General features: G+C 58.2%; 13 protein-coding genes. 8 read left to right on the top strand and 5 right to left on the bottom strand.

Annotation, left to right across the window (positions count from 1 at the left end; translation table 11 throughout):
- Positions 1-821 (top strand): hypothetical protein (locus tag AB1772_11665; protein ID MEW5797003.1); only part of this gene is annotated, 821 nt, incomplete at its 5' end.
- Positions 822-901: 80 nt separating this feature from the next.
- On the opposite strand, the gene AB1772_11660 is transcribed toward AB1772_11665, so the two are convergent.
- The 3 genes from AB1772_11660 to AB1772_11650 form a co-directional block, all read right to left on the bottom strand.
- Positions 902-2,659, bottom strand: coding sequence for an ABC transporter ATP-binding protein (locus AB1772_11660; protein ID MEW5797002.1), 1,758 nt, complete (start codon positions 2,657-2,659; stop codon positions 902-904).
- 82 nt (positions 2,660-2,741) lie between these two features.
- Positions 2,742-3,881, bottom strand: a complete 1,140-nt coding sequence (locus AB1772_11655) for a radical SAM protein (protein MEW5797001.1) — start codon at positions 3,879-3,881, stop codon at positions 2,742-2,744.
- Positions 3,878-5,233, bottom strand: coding sequence for an SPASM domain-containing protein (locus AB1772_11650; GenBank protein ID MEW5797000.1), 1,356 nt, complete (start codon positions 5,231-5,233; stop codon positions 3,878-3,880). Before AB1772_11650 ends, AB1772_11655 begins: the two co-directional genes overlap by 4 nt.
- Before the next feature lie 1,257 nt (positions 5,234-6,490).
- Between AB1772_11650 and AB1772_11645 the strand changes: the two genes are divergently transcribed.
- The 5 genes from AB1772_11645 (at position 6,491) to AB1772_11625 (ending at position 12,761) form a co-directional block, all read left to right on the top strand.
- Positions 6,491-8,281: a pitrilysin family protein gene (locus AB1772_11645; GenBank protein ID MEW5796999.1), complete on the top strand. Its 1,791-nt coding sequence runs from the start codon at positions 6,491-6,493 to the stop codon at positions 8,279-8,281.
- A gap of 25 nt (positions 8,282-8,306) precedes the next feature.
- Positions 8,307-9,812, top strand: a complete 1,506-nt coding sequence (locus AB1772_11640; protein ID MEW5796998.1) for a pitrilysin family protein — start codon at positions 8,307-8,309, stop codon at positions 9,810-9,812.
- A gap of 374 nt (positions 9,813-10,186) precedes the next feature.
- Positions 10,187-11,425 carry an MgtC/SapB family protein gene (locus AB1772_11635; protein ID MEW5796997.1) on the top strand — a complete coding sequence of 413 codons (1,239 nt, stop codon included), beginning with the start codon at positions 10,187-10,189 and terminating at the stop codon, positions 11,423-11,425.
- 51 nt (positions 11,426-11,476) lie between these two features.
- Complete coding sequence (locus tag AB1772_11630; protein MEW5796996.1) at positions 11,477-12,154, top strand: alpha/beta fold hydrolase; 678 nt, start codon at positions 11,477-11,479, stop codon at positions 12,152-12,154.
- 70 nt (positions 12,155-12,224) lie between these two features.
- Positions 12,225-12,761 carry a hypothetical protein gene (locus AB1772_11625; protein ID MEW5796995.1) on the top strand — a complete coding sequence of 179 codons (537 nt, stop codon included), beginning with the start codon at positions 12,225-12,227 and terminating at the stop codon, positions 12,759-12,761.
- A 399-nt stretch (positions 12,762-13,160) separates the two neighbouring features.
- Here the strand turns inward: AB1772_11625 and AB1772_11620 are convergent, their stop codons facing one another.
- Positions 13,161-13,583, bottom strand: a complete 423-nt coding sequence (locus AB1772_11620; protein ID MEW5796994.1) for a hypothetical protein — start codon at positions 13,581-13,583, stop codon at positions 13,161-13,163.
- 172 nt (positions 13,584-13,755) lie between these two features.
- Here AB1772_11620 and AB1772_11615 point away from each other — a divergent pair, with 172 nt between their 5' ends.
- Both AB1772_11615 and AB1772_11610 read left to right on the top strand, forming a co-directional pair.
- On the top strand, positions 13,756-13,959 hold the full coding sequence (locus tag AB1772_11615; GenBank protein ID MEW5796993.1) for a hypothetical protein: 204 nt from the start codon (positions 13,756-13,758) through the stop codon (positions 13,957-13,959).
- A 168-nt stretch (positions 13,960-14,127) separates the two neighbouring features.
- Positions 14,128-15,255 (top strand): DUF362 domain-containing protein, encoded by a 1,128-nt coding sequence (locus AB1772_11610; GenBank protein ID MEW5796992.1) that lies wholly within the window; start codon positions 14,128-14,130, stop codon positions 15,253-15,255.
- Between the two features lie 54 nt (positions 15,256-15,309).
- On the opposite strand, the gene AB1772_11605 is transcribed toward AB1772_11610, so the two are convergent.
- On the bottom strand, positions 15,310-16,392 hold the full coding sequence (locus AB1772_11605) for a hypothetical protein (GenBank protein ID MEW5796991.1): 1,083 nt from the start codon (positions 16,390-16,392) through the stop codon (positions 15,310-15,312).
- Positions 16,393-16,547: the final 155 nt, after the last annotated feature.

Here is a 16,547-nt window from a genome sequence, read left to right as displayed (position 1 = left end):
TGATCGTAATTGATCTCGTCGAAGATTTCATTTCTCTCTGTTTGCAACAGAATGATACGCCGGTGTACGAGGCCAGGTATCCATCGTTCTTCGAGCACTACTACCGATTTTGGTGTTCTCGCGACCGTCCGCGCGTAGACTCAGATGCTCGTGAACTGCGTCTGCGGGCAGCCCGAGTGAGACGCGCAATCGATCTATGCGCGTCGCGTTTGCGTCGGTGGGACCTTTCCCCGCAGGGATTGACGGTTATCCTTTTCGTAGGGCGGAATACATCGAACGGGCACGCCTTTCTAAATGGGGACAAATGGGTGGTGTGGATACCTGTCGAGACCTACTCCACCGATCTGCTAGCGAAAGTATTTGTGACTCACGAAGTAGTCCACGCACTGCATTACCGCGGAAGCCCCGGATTCTATTTTAATGACAAGCAGGAGAAGGAGCGGTTGAGCCGCCAGCTCATCACCGAGGGTGTGGCCACGTTCTTGACAACCGTTATTCTCGATTGTTCGGATCAGGAGGCGCTTTGGGGAGACTTCCTCACCCAGCATCAGTACGACACCTGGCCGATCGAATGCCGGAAGCGTGCACTCGAGTTTGCCAAATCATGTTACGAGCATTTCTCCGAAAGTAGCTACGATTCTTCGTTTTTTAGAATTCTCGATCCTAAGAAAATCGTCGCAGATCGCTGCGCGTATCTCCTGGGGCTCGACATTGTGCGCGATGTCTCGCGCAAAGAAAACATCGCTCCGCTGGAGCTGCTTAAACTTGGTCGGGAGGACTTTGAGTGCCGAGTGTTGCGTGAGCTGGAATCACAATCGTGATTGACGTGCGAATTAACCATCGATTGTAGGTCGGGATGCTTGTCAGCCCGACATGCGTCCGCAAATCGTGGGATCCCCAATCAGATCAATAGCTGCTTCTCGGCCAGCTCGCGGTAGAGCGGACAGCGGGCGGTGAGCTCGTCGTGCCTGCCCTGGTCAACGATCCTGCCATTGTCCAGAGCGACGATCCGGTCGGCGTTCTGGACCGTGGCTAGGCGATGGGCTATCATGACCGCGGTGCGGCCCACAAGGAATTTCGCGAGCGAATCCTGAATCAGTTGCTCGGAAACAGAGTCAAGCGCCGATGTCGCCTCATCCAGGATAAGGACGCGGGGGTTCTTCAAGATCGCGCGCGCTAAACACAGACGCTGTTTCTCGCCGCCGGAGACCGTGACGCCGCGTTCTCCAATCTCAGACTGGTAGCCCTCGGGCAGCGCCATGATAAACTCATGGATATTAGCCACGCGTGCGGCCTGCTCGATTATCTCACGCGATGCTTTAGGGCGTCCGTAGGCGATATTATCGAGAATGCTCCCCTTGAACAGGAGCGGATCCTGGTCCACGAGGGCAATCTGGTCGCGAAGGAACCCAAGCGCGAGGCGCCTCATGTCTACACCGTCAAGGGTCACGTGGCCACTATCGGGGTCGAAAAAGCGCATCAGGAGGTTGGCCAGGGTCGTCTTGCCTGATCCCGATGGCCCCACGAGCGCGACCTTTTCTCCGGAGTGAATTCGCAACGACAGGTCGGGAATGCGAAACGCAGAGTCATCATAGGCAAACGAAACATTGCGGAACTCGATCTCCCCGCGCAGTTCACTAAGTATGACCGGGTGGGAGTCTTCGATTACGGCCGGGGGCACGTCAAGATATTCAAACACGCGGTCGACCGAGGCCATCGCTGTCTGTATCTGCAGCGCCGACTCTGCCAGGCCGCGAATCGGCGAATACAGAAACGTCAGTAGGATGTAAAAGGCCATTAGCTCGCCCAGCTTCATGCTGCCGATCGCTACGAGATAAACCCCCCAGCCAAGCACAGCGATCGGTCCGACCATGTTGACAAAATTCACTACATTGACGGCGAGCGAGTTCATCCAGCTGTTGGTGACGAGAGTCTGCGTCAGGTCCTCTAATATGGCGTCCGTCTTTTCCTTCTCGCGGTTCTCCTGTCCGAACGCCTTGACGGTCTTGATGGAAAGCAGTGTTTCCTGGAACCGGGCCGATAGAGCGGCGACCGTTCGTTGAATCGTCATCGACAAGCGGTTCAGTCTGATCCCGTAAAACTTCGTGAAGTAGAGGGTGAGCGGCACCGGTATCACTGCGACCAGTGTAAGCATCCAGTTCGTGGTCAGCAGATACGCCAGAATGGCCACGAGCATCAGCACATTGGTGATGAACACGAGACTCGTGGATGCAAGCAGCTCCTGAATCCGGCTGACATCGGACAACAGCCGCGACATGATCTCGCCGGTCTGATGTTCCTGGTGAAATTTGAGGGAGAGCCGCTCGAGGTGACCGAACAGTTGAGAGCGCATATCACGAATGATGCGCGCGCCTACGTAACCTGCGAGGTAGTCGCGCAGCCAGGAAAAGAACACATCGGCGAGGAAGACCGCGACAAGAAACAGGCTGAACAGAACCACCGGCTGGAGCGTGACACCAGTAATGCGCGAGGCGATTAGATTGGGAATGAGCGCATCGATCATGTACTGGATGGCAATGGGCAGGGCGATGATCAAACCCGCCAGAATGCACATGACCAGGAACATGAGCACTTGGAGGTGCCAGTACGGCCGCAGGTAGAACCAGAGGCGTCTAATCTTGGGCAGGATGGACGTCATGGTCGAGACTCGCCTCACACCGCCATTCTACCGTGCGGGGACACGCGGGCGCAAGTCACGTGGGGCCTCTGACGGAGTTCTGTTATGACGGGCAATCAGGAGTGACCTGCCCCTCCAGCGGCTCAGGATTCTGCTTATCATCGAACCGCGCCAATACCTCGGCGATATACGGCTCATCCTCGGGCGGCTTGATACCCTCTTCCATCTCGAGCCGATAGGTACAGTAAGGGTTATTGGCGCGCTCCCCGGTCTGGGAGAACGACGTGGTCGTGCAGCCGCCCCGGCAGAGCGGCAGGTAGCGGCAATCACGGCAAGGCCCGCCGGCCGATCTCCGGGTGAACTGGCGATTGTAAGCGAACCCGGCGGGGTTGTTCCAGATAGCGGTAAACGACGAATCGCGGATATTCCCCTCGACGAACTCCTCCGGCATGGACAGGCAGCCCTTGACCGCACCGTTGGATTCGATACCGGCGACCCGTACTCCGGCGTAGCAGCCGAGATATATGCCGCCATTAAGCAGCTCGGTTCCTTTGCAGCCGTAGTAGCCGATGTTCTCGCCCGGGTCGATCCGGATGCCGTCGCGGCCGCGGAACTCGATCAGTTTGTCGACCAGCCGGGAGTAGTTGGGCAGCGAGAGAACCAGATCACTCAGGCAGCGCATGCGGCCGGTGGTGGTGGTCATCTGGATGCGCCAGTTCCGAACGCCGCGGTCGATCAGGATCTCTCTCATCTCGTCGAGCTCGCCGATATTGATATTGGAAACCTGGGAGACGGCGTCGAAATACATGTTGCGCTCGCGGAAGAGGTCGAACGCTTTCATCACTCGCGCGTAGCTGTCGTCGCGCTGGCGGATATAGTTGTGGGTCTTCTCGACACCGTCGAAGCTGACGCCGACCTTGTCCAGGCCGACCTCGACCATGTCGTCCGCGATCATGGGCGTTACCGCGAAGGCGTTGGTGATCATGTAGGTGCGAATCCGGTTCTGTTTGGAGCGACGGGCCAGCTCGCGCCAGTCGTCGCGCAGAAGCGGCTCGCCGCCGGAGAGGGCCAGGTGTTCGCAGTCGAGCCCCCCGAGCTCATCGATAAGGGCGAGCGCCTCCGCGGTGGTCAGCTCATCAGGACGTATTTTGCCGGCCGACGTTCCGCAGTGGATGCAGCGCATGTTGCAGGCAAAGGTGATTTCCCACACGACATAACTGGGGTAGAAACGTATCTCGCTCATACTTGTTTATCCGCCTTCTCCGTGGATTGACGTGATTGCCGGAAGCGCGACTGCGCGATCAGGTCGAGCATCGGCTCCAGATTGAACCGCCAGCTTTCGCACTGCTGCTCGGCGGTGATATCGCGGTCAAGGCGCCGCGACGGGCAGCCGCCCATGCAGAGCGGCAGCACCCGGCACTCGCGGCACCGTTTGTTGCTGAAGGGATCGAAGGTAAAGAGGCGCAGGAACTCGGGATGACGGTAATCCGCATCCTGGGTGAGATTGCCGCAGGCGTGCGCCTTGTCGCCGACATAGTTGAAACACCGGTACAAATCCCCGTCGGGATCGACCACATAGGCGCTGATCAACTGCGCCATACAGGCAGCAGTGGTCGGCGAGGGGAGCTTCTCGACACGGAAACCACGTTCGAGGAGCATCGAGTAGTATTCGGTCTCGACCGTGGAGAAACCCGCAGTATCGTAACAGCTTTCGCTGATATTGGAGCAGACCGTAGTGGCCGGCTCCATCAGGGCAAAATGTACGCTCAGTTTGTCGCGAAGGCCGGCAGCTTCGAGTTCGTCGAGGAGCTGCCCGACCGTGTCGCGCGAGTATTCCTTGTCGACATTGACCCTGATGCCGATCGTCATCTTTGTGGCCGCGTAGAGCAGGTTTTGTATGATGATATCGAACGACGGTCGGCCGTTGACCAGCGGGCGTTTGCGATCGTGGATCGTCGATGGGCCGTCGAGAGTCACCTGAGCGCCATACACTTTGAGTTCGCGCAGACGATCTACGGTCGGCCTGTCGAGACCGTAGCCGTTCGTGATAATCATCGATGAGTATCTGAAGCCGTGTTGTTCTTCGAGCGCCAGAACGCGTTTGGTGAGAGCCTCGATAATGTCCATCCCCAGCAGCGGCTCGCCGCCGTACCAACTGATTGACAGCTCCTTCAGACCTTTGGCCTGGCGTTCGATAAAGCCGATCGTGGCGTCAATGGTCGCCGCAGACATGCGCCCTTTGCGGCTGCTCTCGTAACAGTACGTGCAGGCCATGTTGCAGGCCAGCGTCGGTGCAATTACCAAGCCGAGCGAGGAATGGTCGAACCGGGCGCGCTGGGATTCGAATTGGATCATATCCAGCTCCGGCAGATCGGCTGAATGGACGAACTGGCCGTACTGCAACTGCTGCAGCAGTTGTTGTTCCTCGGCACTCAGCCGGTCCGTCTGCTGGTCGCTGATCTTCTGCATCAGCGCCTGGAGGACCACATAGTTCTCACCGGTGAGCAGCGCCACCGCGCCTGAACGGGCATTGTAGGCCAGGTAGTAACCGTCGCGCCACGGACCAAAATAGTTGTATCGGGACAGAGTCGGCATAATATGAGTGTCTGCGAATCCTCACGAACGGGGAAGGCGGCGGGGCCGCCTCCCCATCCGTGATCGAATCTCTAAGATGGGTAAATGTTTGTCACCTATCTCAGATCGGGTCCGGATCGATGCCGTAGAGCGGCACGATCTTGCCGCAGAAAGTGGTGCACTTGGTGCTGCACACCGGCGGCTTGACCGAGTTCGGTTCAATCAAGAAGATCATCAAGCAACCTCCTTATGTGGGTTCGGCCCTTGTGGGCGGTTATCGGGTCGCGAACGGCGCCTATACTGAATTCCGGAGCCGAATCACGCCCGTCTAAGGGGACAACAGTCGAGTAACTTGCTTACGGGCGGTATTTCCGAGTGATACGTCTCCAAATACAGGGGGGAACGGGACAGCCGTTCCCCCACTCATGCAAACGATCCCAGTTGCTTCGAACTCGGTGACCGCCACCTAAACCGTGGTCGTGTCGATACCGTACAGTGGGTAGACGCGGCCGCAGAACGCTGAGCACTTGGTGCTGCAGACCGGCGGTTTAACCGAATTCGGGTCGATTAAGAAGATCATCAAGAAACCTCCTTATAAGGGATTAGGCCCCGCGGGGCGGTTAACCGGTTCAAGTCGGACTTGCCGGCTCGATCCAGCAAGGAGTTCTATACCGGGAAGCGAATGAGATTCGTACGGAGGCGATGGTTGATTGGGGGCAATCAGGGCAAGAACGCTCGGGTTTAGACGCGAGCTTGTATTACGAGACTCTGGGGAGTTCCACATCACGAGCGTCGATCTCTCCAACTCGGCCGGACAGGTTACCCCGTCCGGGATGACTAACACCACATCGAGATTCGTCACGGGCCATCCCACGCGCGGCCCAACTGTACTTTATCAGCGCTGTCGTCCGGCCCGGCCTTATACGGCCTAACCGGTACGACCTTGTGCGCAAGGTACCATGGGGGGAGGGTTCTGTCAAGCGGAGATTGCTCTTCCAGGGAGTTGTGTGGCTGGTCGCAAGTGTGCGAGCGCCAGACCGTGCGTGGCGCATGCCATCGCCGACCTCGACCCGGAGCTCAGCTTACTCCCGTGCGCGGCAGACGTCCTCGTCCGCCACGGCCCAGCGCGCCACGGCGGGGTCGATACCTCTTGATTTGGCACCCTCCTCTTGCCTGACGACGGCAAACCAGTTACTTTGGTAACCTATCAGAACGAAAAAGACGATGTCGGTTGAAATGACTAAACAGCATAACATCATACCATACAGGGAGTAACCCATGCGCAGGCCTACCATGTATGTGACCGTGCTGGCTATTCTGGCAGCCCTGCCGGTATCGCACGCCGTCGCACAGAACATCGACGCCCGGGAGTACCGACTGGACAACGGGATGCAGGTCCTGATGGTGGAGCGCCACGACGCTCCCACTATCATGGCCTCGATTCTCGCCCGGGTCGGTTCGGCCAACGAAACCACCGGAATCACCGGGATATCCCACCTCTTTGAACACATGATGTTCAAAGGGACCGAGACTATCGGCACCAAGGACATAAAACGCGACCACGAGATCATGAACCAGCTTGACTCGCTCCGGGTGCTGATGCGGGCCGAGGAGCGGATCATGCGCGAGAAGCTGCGCCGCGGTGAGATCAATGACATGCTCGCTGCGGAACCCCGTACCCCCCGTTACAAAGAGCTCGAGGCTGTTTTCGATAGCCTCATACTGCAAGAGCGGGAGCTGATTATCAAGGATCAATTGGATGAGCTGTATACGAAAAACGGCGGCGCCTTCCTGAACGCCTTTACATCCGAGGATTTCACCGGCTATTTTGTCCGCCTGCCCAAGAACAAGATCGAGCTGTTCATGTGGCTTGAGTCGGATCGCTTCCGCATGCCGATCTTCCGCGAATTCTACTCGGAGCGGGATGTGGTGCGCGAGGAACGTCGCCTGGGACTGGAATCGACCCCGACCGGTCTGATCGAGGAAGATTTTCAGGCGATGTTCTGGAAGTCATCGTCGTATCGGTGGGATGTCCTGGGCTGGGCCTCGGATCTTGAGAATATCACCCGCGAGCAGGCAGACAATTACTATGCCACCTATTACGCCCCGAACAACCTGATTATGTTACTGGTGGGTGATCTGAACCCGGATGAAATGATCGGCATGGTCAAAGACTACTTCGGCGATATCCCCCGCGGCGTGTCCGCTCCCCCCGACGTGGTCACGCTGGAAGAAAGGCAGTATGGCGAAAAGCGGCTGATTGCGGAAGCCGAATGTAGTCCGACCGCCAAGATCTGGTACCACACGGTCGCGTGGAAACATGCCGACAGTTATCCGCTCGAGGTACTGGCCGGAATAATGAATGACAAAACGGGACGCCTTTTCAAGAAACTGGTGGAGGAGAAGGGTATCGCCAAAAGCTCCGGCGGGGGCGGGCCGCGTATGTTCGGCGGCAGCGACCTGGCGGTAAACGCGATCCAGGACTCCCGCAAGTATGCCGGCGCGTTCCGAATCAGTGCCGAGGGTATCTCGGGTGTCAAGGCCGAGCAGCTGGAGCAGGCCATCTACGAGGTAATCGAAGACCTCAAGACCAACCCGGTGCCGCCCGAGGAGCTGCAGAAGGTCAAGAACCAGCTGCGCGTGCAGCTTATCCGCTCGATGGATCTGATGTCCGGGATCGGGATTCTCTTTCAGTTGGGCGGAAACGCCGCCCTCGGCGACTGGACCGAGGTTAACAACAACCCGAACAAGTGCGACCTGGTGACCGCCGAGGACATTCAGCGCGTGGCCAACACTTACTTCGCCAGTGATCAGAAGAGCGTGCTCATAATCAACTCCAAAACGAGCCCCACGGACGAAGGCGGCGCCGAGGCGGAGGATCCGCAGTTTGCCCAGGCGGTGCAGATGATCAAGTCGGTTAAGGACCCGGCCCGGCTGGAGCAAATGATCGGTATGTTCTCCATGCAGGTGGATCAGGTCACCGATCCCCAGCAGAAAGCTCAGATGGACAAGCTGCTGAAAATCGCCAACGATCACCTCAAAGAACTGAAAACGGCCGGCGGCAAGTAAGGCCGACGCCAGAGGAGTAATGACCATGATGAGTACAGTTTATTCTCCGAGACTGAGGGCGATGGCGCTGGTGTCGGGATTGATAGTCGCGGCGCTGTGCTGTGCCCCAACCGGGTTGGCGGGCGCCAAAGTCGATCATCCTGATAAACTGCAGTTCAAGGCCCTCGATTACCAGCCGCCGCGCCCCGATGCGTATCGGCAGACTCTGAAATGCGGCGCGGTTGCCTATATCGCGGAAAACCGTGAGGTGCCGACTTTTGAGATGACTGTCCTGATCCGCACCGGCTCGGTCTATGAACCGGTGGAAAAGGCCGGCCTGGCCAACCTGGCCGGTTACCTGATGCGCAATGGAGGTGTCAAGGGGATGTCGGCCGCACAGGTGGATGATCGCTTGGGCTATTTGGCCGGGGAAATCTCGGTCAACATCTATGGTACCCAGGGATCGGCAACCCTGTTCTGCCTCTCGAAGGACATCGATGAAGGCCTGAAACTGTTGGGTCTGATTCTGAAGTCGCCCGAATTCGACCAGGCGGCTATGGACAGATATCGCACCGATGTCCTCTCGGAGCTTGAGCAGCGCAACGCCTCCACGCAGGCAATTGAGTCGCGCGAGTGGAATTTCGTGATGTACGGCGATCACCCCTGCACCACCCCGTTTCGGCTGACCTCGAATTCGGTCAATTCGATCACCCGTGAGGATCTGATCGCTTTTCACCAGAAGTACTTCTTCCCCGGCAACTTTGTCCTGGCGGTGGCGGGCGACTTTAAGAAGAAAGACATCGTGGCCAAGCTGGACAAGCTGTTCGCGGGGTGGCCGAACCAGAAACTCGACCTGCCGGTTCTGGCCGACCAAATCCCCGATCCGAAACCGGGCGTGTACATGGTGAAGAAAGAGGACGTCAACCAGTCTCGAATTGCAGTCGGACATATCGGAGTCAAGCGGGACATTCCCGACCAATATGCCCTGATGGTCATGAACGATATTCTCGGCGGCGGCGGGTTTACGTCGCGAATAGTCCGCCGCGTCCGTTCCGATGAAGGCCTGGCGTACAATGCGGGCAGCTCGTTCGAGCGTCCGGTGCTCTACCCCGGCACGTTTCGCGCCTGGTTCCAGACCAAGCACGCCACCGCCGCGTTCGGCACGAGGCTGATTCTCGATGAAATCGAGCGCATTCGGACCGAGAAGTGCGAGACGGAGATTGTGGAGAACTCCAAAGCCAGCTTCATTAGCGACCTGGTCAACCCGTTCAGCTCCAAGAAGAGCACGGTCAATACCTTCGCCTCCGACGATTACACCGACCGGCCGGACGATTACTGGCAGAATTACACGAAGAATTTGCAGGCGGTCTCGCCCGACGATGTGCTCGCTGTGGCGCAGAAGTATCTTCACCCAGAGAAGCTTCTGTTCTTGGTCGTGGGCGATCCGGACGCAGTCCAGCAGGGATCGGACAAACACCCGGAGCGGTTTGCCGATTTCGGTGAGATCACGATAATCCCAATGCGCGATCCGATGACGCTGGAGAGCAGATAGAGTCAGGGGCCGTATAGGAATGGTTACGTCGGGTCTCGATCCCGGCCCCGTCCCGTGTTACGGGGCTGGGTCGGGCGGCCGAAGGTCCGCCAACGGCGGATGACTTTATGCTCTCGATTCGGGCTGCGCTCCGCTCGTCAGTTCACACCCCTTTTGCTCCGCTCAATGGGCAAGGCAAAAGGGGCAGGAACTGACGCAACTACTCGATAATCGGGCATTGTTGGTCGGGACCGCAAGGGTCCCGACCTACGAAACGTTGGCCGTATCGACATCCATCACTTGCCAATAGTTGTTGACCTCACCTGCGACCGTAAGTAAGGTCACCTGTTACTTTGTCCGCCATTGGAGTTGGTAAGAACAGGGACGATAGCAATATGGTAGATTTCGACTGGCCGCTGCCGCTGCGCTTCCTGTTGGCACTGGGACTGGCTTTCCTGGTCGGACTCGAGCGGGAAAGCTCAGCCCTTATCTCCAAGGGTCGAGTGTTCGCCGGCGTGCGCACCTACGCGCTGATCGGCACGTTTGGGTTCGGTTGCGCGCTACTGCGGGAGACTGTCCCGTTGATGTTGCCGATCGGCATGGTGGCGCTTGGTTCGCTGGCGGTGGTGGGCTACCTGGCCAAACTCAGGGAGGGACATGTCGGCTGGACCAGTGAGGTGGCGGCGATCATTACGTTTGTTATGGGCGCGCTCTGTCTTATGGCCGATATCTGGGTGCCGATGGCGATTGGGATAATCACCACGCTGCTGCTATCCGAGAAGGCCAAAATCGAGAAGTTTGTCGAGAACCTGGACAAGACCGAATTCCACGCCGTAGTCCGGTTTCTGATTGTCTCTGTCATCATCCTGCCCGCTCTGCCCGATCAGGGATATACCGAGTTCAACCTGAATCCGCACCACACCTGGCGTGTGGTGGTGCTGGTGTCATCGATCGGTTTTGCCGGTTATTTTCTGGCCAAGCGCCTCGGCGACCGCCTCGGTCTTTGGATGTCCGGCCTGCTGGGTGGTATCGTGTCAAGTACGGCGGTCAGTATCGCCGCGGGGCGTATCGCGGCCCGCTCGCCTGAGCGCGGTCGGCATGCCCTGCAGGCATCAATAATCGCCAGCAGCGTCATGTACTTGCGCGTGCTGGTGCTGGTGTGGATTTTACAGCCCGGCTTTGCCGGCCACATCTGGCCGAAGCTGCTTATCCTGGCGGCAATTGGCGCCGGGGTCTTCTTTACAGTGAGGTCCGACCATGGCGCCGCGCCGCGCGAGAGTGTCGAGCCGCTGCGCAACCCGTTCGAAATTCGCCCTGCGCTGCTTTTTGCCACGCTATACGTGCTGCTTTCAGTCGTGACGGTGATGGTCACCCGATTCTACGGAAACGCCGGACTAATTGCGCTGGCCGGATTGGTCGGTGTGACCGATATCGACCCGTTTATCCTGTCCCTGGTCAGCCAGTCTGCGGATTTCCAGAGGCTGTTGTTTTCCGCAATACTCGTTTCGATGATGAGCAACACTCTGGTGAAGGGGTTCTATTTCGGTTTCGTCGCCAGACAGACGCGGGCGGCAGCGCTCTGGCGCTACGGCCTCTGGGCGGCGCTGCATGTGCCGGTGATTCTAATCGGCTGATGCCGGGCAGAAAGATTCGCGCCAAGCCGTGGGTCGCAGACAGCGTTCGAAATCAACGCATCACGTGTAGAAGTTGTACTGACATCGCTTTACTGCATACCCGGCCTGGGCGCGAGCCCGGCGATCTTCTCGCGTCTGAAGCTTAACCACGCTGAGATCAGGGCTGTCAAGTGCCCGACACCGCAAGCGCAGGAAAGCATCGCCAAGTATGCATCGCTTCTGGCAACCCAAATCGACTGGAGCCGGCCACCGATTCTGCTGGGACATTCGTTCGGTGGGATACTGGCGATTGAGATCGCCGCTCAACGGCCGGTCGGTAAACTGATTCTCGTTTCGAGCGTCAAGCATCGCCGGGAACTGCCCTGGTACGGGCGGGCGATCGGCAGTTTGAGGTTGCACCGCCTGGCGCCGCTGTCGCTTCAGGAGCGCTCGCTGAAGTTGAGTGAGTACCTGAACGGGATAGAGACAGAAGATGAATTGGATATGCTCCGCTCGATGCTGGCCGAACGAGATATCGGCCTGCTGAAATGGTCAATCGAACAGGTGCTGACATGGCGGGGGCAGGACATTCCTCAAGATGTCGTTCAAATTCACGGCACGGCCGACCGCCTGATTCCGGCCCGATTTGTCAAGCCGGATATCTGGGTCGAGGGCGGCACGCATTTCATGATTGTCAGCCGGGCGCCGGAAATCAGTCGGTTGCTCGATCAAATTGTCCTCGCAGTTTAGTATTGACATCATTGGGCCGCCGCCGCCATTGTGGGTGCGTAAACCCACCCAAACAGGAAAGGGATGAGGCGTGGATGCACACGAAACAAACACTCAGCCGACCGGTGTGGAGGTCTCACCGAGTGTCGACGCGTTGAAGCTGCAGATGGCCATGCAGCAGCTTCGGGACAACCAGAACCTGGGCATGGCGGTTTTCGGCGGATCTTTGGCCGCAATTGTCGGGGCGGTGCTATGGGCGGTCGTGACCGCAGTCACCCAGTGGCAAATCGGTTTCATGGCGATCGGAGTCGGCTTTCTGGTCGGCTTGGCGGTCCGGAAGATGGGTCAGGGGGTCACCACGGCTTTCGGCGTAGTGGGCGCGGTGCTGTCACTGGCGGGATGCCTCGTGGGCAACTACCTGGCCAACTGCGCTTTCATTGCCGCCTCGGAGAACATGGGCATTTTCGACGTAATCGGCCGGATTGATTTCGCGACTGCTGTCGAACTGATGACGGCTACGTTTCATCCGATGGACGTGCTTTTCTACGGGCTGGCCCTGTACTATGGCTACAAATTCTCGTTCCGCGTGGTCACCGAGGAAGAGCTGGCAACGATGATGAAGGCGTAGTGATCGCAGGGTGGAGTGTGACCGACGGTGGGCCGCTCTGCCATTCGGTCATCTGTGAGACGGAGGTTCCCTGCGGGCAGGTTCGTGCGTAGTGGAGCCTGCCCCCGACTTTAGATGCTGTCTCAATAGTCGAAAAGCGTTGCGGCAGGTCCTTGTCCCGGCCCGATGAAAGAGGGACGGGAGTGAGACCTGCCGCCGCAAGATGTTTGACCGTAACGGCGTCAGGTCTCACTCCGACCCCGACCCGCGTGGCGAGTCGGGGCACGACCTGTCGCAGCATTCTGGATCCTGGCGCACCGAAAGGTACGCCAGGCACTGATCTATCGTTGATTAGGCCCGTATGGAGCAGAATCCGCCAGCGCGGGTGGTTCGGCCATCTGGTCCACGGTCACCGGTGGTTCAGGCGGCGGCTGCAGCTTTCGGCTTGTAGATGGCCGCGAATATCATCCCGGCGATGATCATCATGATCGGGTAGCCGATTATCCAGCCGACTATCCACGATCCCGGGAAAGGGTACACCGCATACTCGACCAGTGAGGTCGGCCAGGCAAACGCCACGGCAATGTAAAGGCCGTAGCGAAAGCCCTCGGCGATCCCCTTGTTCTCGTACCCTTTGATGAAAATGAAGCAGAAGCCGAACGCCATCACAAGATAGCCCAGTATCATCCAGATCATGTAGGCGTACATCTCGGCCTCGGGCCGCAGCAGGTGCAGGTGGGGCGAATAGAGATTCTCCATTATCAGGCCGTGGAAGACAAACTCGGCCAGGAAGATGTAGACGAAAACGGCGAGACTGCCAACCACGTACTTACCGGTATTCATAACAATACCTCCAGTTAGGGTTCCGTTGTCATCTCACAGATCGTCGTGCGAATGAGGTTATAAGGACCGGTGATATCTCTCTTGCAACAAAAAACTGTGGTCCCGATAGGCTTGCGCCGCTTGGAACCGGGTGGTATTCTAAACGTACGTGGTTTAGGACGAGGATTGTTCGATGGTCACGTTTCTGCTCTGGATGATATTGGCAATTCTGAGCCTGCCGCTGGCGCTGTTGGTGCTCGTGCTCTTCCCGCTGATATGGCTAATCCTGCTCCCGTTTCGCCTGCTGGGCATTGCGGTCGAGGGAGTCGTGGAGCTGTTTCGAGCGATCATCATGCTGCCGGCCCGGCTTCTCGGCGGCCCGCGCCCACGACCATAAAGTCCCCCGTTTGACAGCCCCAGGGGATCAAATTATACTCGTGGGACGTTTGACCTTGTAGTAATGGTAGGGCAGGACCCCCGTGGTCCTGCCGGTTGGTCGCACCAAAAGGTTGCAGGAGCGCAGGGCTCCTGCCCTACGAAATATTGAAATCGATCTGGAATTGAGATGACACGATCCAAAGTAGCTGTCGTTAAAACCAACGCCGAACAGGTCGTCGGGGATTACCGTCGCCTGCTCGAACTGATCGACTACAAGTCCATCCTGGACTTCAATAGAGACACGATCCTGAAACTCAACCTCTCCTGGACCAAGTACTTCCCAGCCTGTTCGTCGCAGCCCTGGCAAGTCGAAGGGGTTGTCAGGACTCTGTTAGAAGATGGGTTTCCCAGGGAGCGACTCTTTCCTGTCGAGAACAAGACTGTGGTTACCAACCCGGTCGAGGGAGCGGAAAACAACCTCTGGATGCCGGTGTTGCGTCAGCACGGTCTCCGGTTCACGCCGCTGCCGGATGTCGAGTGGACTGTTTACCGATTCAAGGAAAAGCTGCTCAAGCTCGACCAGATCTTTCCCGAGGGGATCGAGATTCCAAAGATGTACGTCGGCAAGCAGATTATTCATCTGCCCACGGTCAAAACCCACGGCCATTCGACCACCACCGGGGCGATCAAGAACGCGTTCGGCGGCCTGCTCAAAGAGGTGCGCCATTACGCTCACAAGTACATTCATGAGGTTCTGGTTGACCTGATGATCATGCAGCGCGAGCTGCACCCCCGCATATTGGCCGTCATGGACGGGACAGTCGCGGGCGACGGGGCCGGGCCGCGGACCATGACTCCTCACGGCAAGAATCTCATCCTGGCCTCGTGCGACTCGGTGGCGATTGATTCGGTGGCCGCGAAACTGATGGGGTTCGATCCGATTAGTATCCCGTACCTGCGCATGTGTCACGAGCGCGGGCTGGGGGTGGCTGACTTGCGAGAGATCGAAATTGTTGGCGAAGACATCTCCGAGATCAACTTCCACTTCAAAGTGAAGAAGTCATTCGTGATTTGGGGCGACCAGATGCTGCGGAAGGGGCCGCTTCGGTTCCTCGAGCGCATAGCGCTGCACTCGCCTCTAGTCGTCTGGGCGCCGGCGGCGAGCAACTTCTATCACGACCTGCTCTGGTACCCGACTGTAGGCAAATCCATCATCCGCCGCTTTGCCCGCACCGAATGGGGGCAGTTGTTCGAGCAGTACAAGTCCGGCCGAAACCTGCAGTACAGTTCAGACCTTCAGGTCCAAAAAAAATAAACCCGTCACGCTTTGACATGACGGGTTTTGGTCATTGGTGGGCTGTCAGTTCGCTCAGTTGGGTCCGCCGATGTCGTTGTTCGTGCCCGGCGTTTCCGGTGTCCACGGGCAGAACTCCCGCCACACGCCCATGAAGGGCATCGAAAGAGAACTGGGGTCGGGCGCATTGAAGTCGCCGAACTCACCGAACATCGCACCCCCACGGTTGTCGCCGAAGGCAAAGTGGAAATTACCCCGGAACCAGCCGTGGCCCGAGCCGCACAGTGGACACATGCGGGGGTCATCGTACCACCAGTGTCCCTTAAACTCGGCGATAATGACCGTCAGCATATACCCCGACACCCACCCGGAATACTCGCGGGTGCCGTCGTTGTTGGTCCAGAACTGCCCGGTGATAATACCCTCCGGTTCGCCGCGATAGTTGAGCCAAAGTCCCTCGATGCGGCCGCTGGCGCCGGTGTTGTCATCCTTGATCCACCTGCCCTCGAGGAATCCGCCGGGACAGCGATCTGGCCAAATCCGGCGGGCATGAACCGCGACTGCATTACCCTGCGGCAACGTCAGAAACGTATCCAGCTTGACCAGTTGATGGAAGTCAAACCGCAGTTCGATCGGCGTGGTGGAAAAGGTCAGCCAGGGTGCCACGATGTAGGTGATATCGCGGCGCAGGAAGACCAGGAAGCAGATACCGTCGTAATCGACCGCGGTCTCGGATACCCATGCAGCCATCGCAGGCTCGTCCTCCATCACGATCGAATCCTGGCCCGGCTCGAAATTGATCGTCCGGCGCGGTTGCACCACGGCCACTCCGTTGACCCAAAGCCGCCCGGACCAGTCGGTCACCGGCATTCCCGGAAGCACCGAGTTGGTCAACTGGCCCCAGAGGAAAGTCACCGCGTACACGTCGCTGTTCTTGATTACGTCGAACGGGGGCCAGGCGACCCAGTTCGGATCCCCGGCCGGGGCCATTTCCAGGTTGGTGGGGGTGTTGGTTTCCAATAGTGCCGTGATCTCACCGGGCGTCTCGCCGCCGATAGGTCCCGCTTTTTCGGTTGGCGCCGGCTCTGTGGACTGCTCGCTGCAGCCGAGCGTCAGCAGCAGTAATGCTGCTGCGGTTAGTGAGATTAGAAGACGCATAATCACCTCGTCTAATAACTGGTTTGCGTCGGCGCTTTGCCGACAGCCTCAGTAACGGTCAGCAGTCTAACGAAGAGATCGGTCTGGCCACTAATATACTAAAGCGGGTCACACAGTGACGCAACAGGTTTTTGCGGGCGTGATTTTTGGCTGAC

This window comes from Candidatus Zixiibacteriota bacterium (assembly GCA_040752815.1).
Lineage (GTDB): Bacteria > Zixibacteria > MSB-5A5 > GN15 > FEB-12 > JAGGTI01.
Note: the sequence above shows the minus strand (reverse complement) of the source record. Positions and strands in the feature narration are given on the sequence as shown.

Bases quoted from the DNA above. Each gene is read 5' to 3' on its own strand.
- AB1772_11660 (MEW5797002.1), bottom strand. From the start codon at position 2,659: ATGACGTCCATCCTGCCCAAGATTAGACGCCTCTGGTTCTACCTGCGG.
- AB1772_11655 (MEW5797001.1), bottom strand. From the start codon at position 3,881: ATGAGCGAGATACGTTTCTACCCCAGTTATGTCGTGTGGGAAATCACC.
- AB1772_11650 (MEW5797000.1), bottom strand. From the start codon at position 5,233: ATGCCGACTCTGTCCCGATACAACTATTTTGGTCCGTGGCGCGACGGT.
- AB1772_11645 (MEW5796999.1), top strand. From the start codon at position 6,491: ATGCGCAGGCCTACCATGTATGTGACCGTGCTGGCTATTCTGGCAGCC.
- AB1772_11640 (MEW5796998.1), top strand. From the start codon at position 8,307: ATGATGAGTACAGTTTATTCTCCGAGACTGAGGGCGATGGCGCTGGTG.
- AB1772_11635 (MEW5796997.1), top strand. From the start codon at position 10,187: ATGGTAGATTTCGACTGGCCGCTGCCGCTGCGCTTCCTGTTGGCACTG.
- AB1772_11620 (MEW5796994.1), bottom strand. From the start codon at position 13,583: ATGAATACCGGTAAGTACGTGGTTGGCAGTCTCGCCGTTTTCGTCTAC.
- AB1772_11615 (MEW5796993.1), top strand. From the start codon at position 13,756: ATGGTCACGTTTCTGCTCTGGATGATATTGGCAATTCTGAGCCTGCCG.
- AB1772_11610 (MEW5796992.1), top strand. From the start codon at position 14,128: ATGACACGATCCAAAGTAGCTGTCGTTAAAACCAACGCCGAACAGGTC.
- AB1772_11605 (MEW5796991.1), bottom strand. From the start codon at position 16,392: ATGCGTCTTCTAATCTCACTAACCGCAGCAGCATTACTGCTGCTGACG.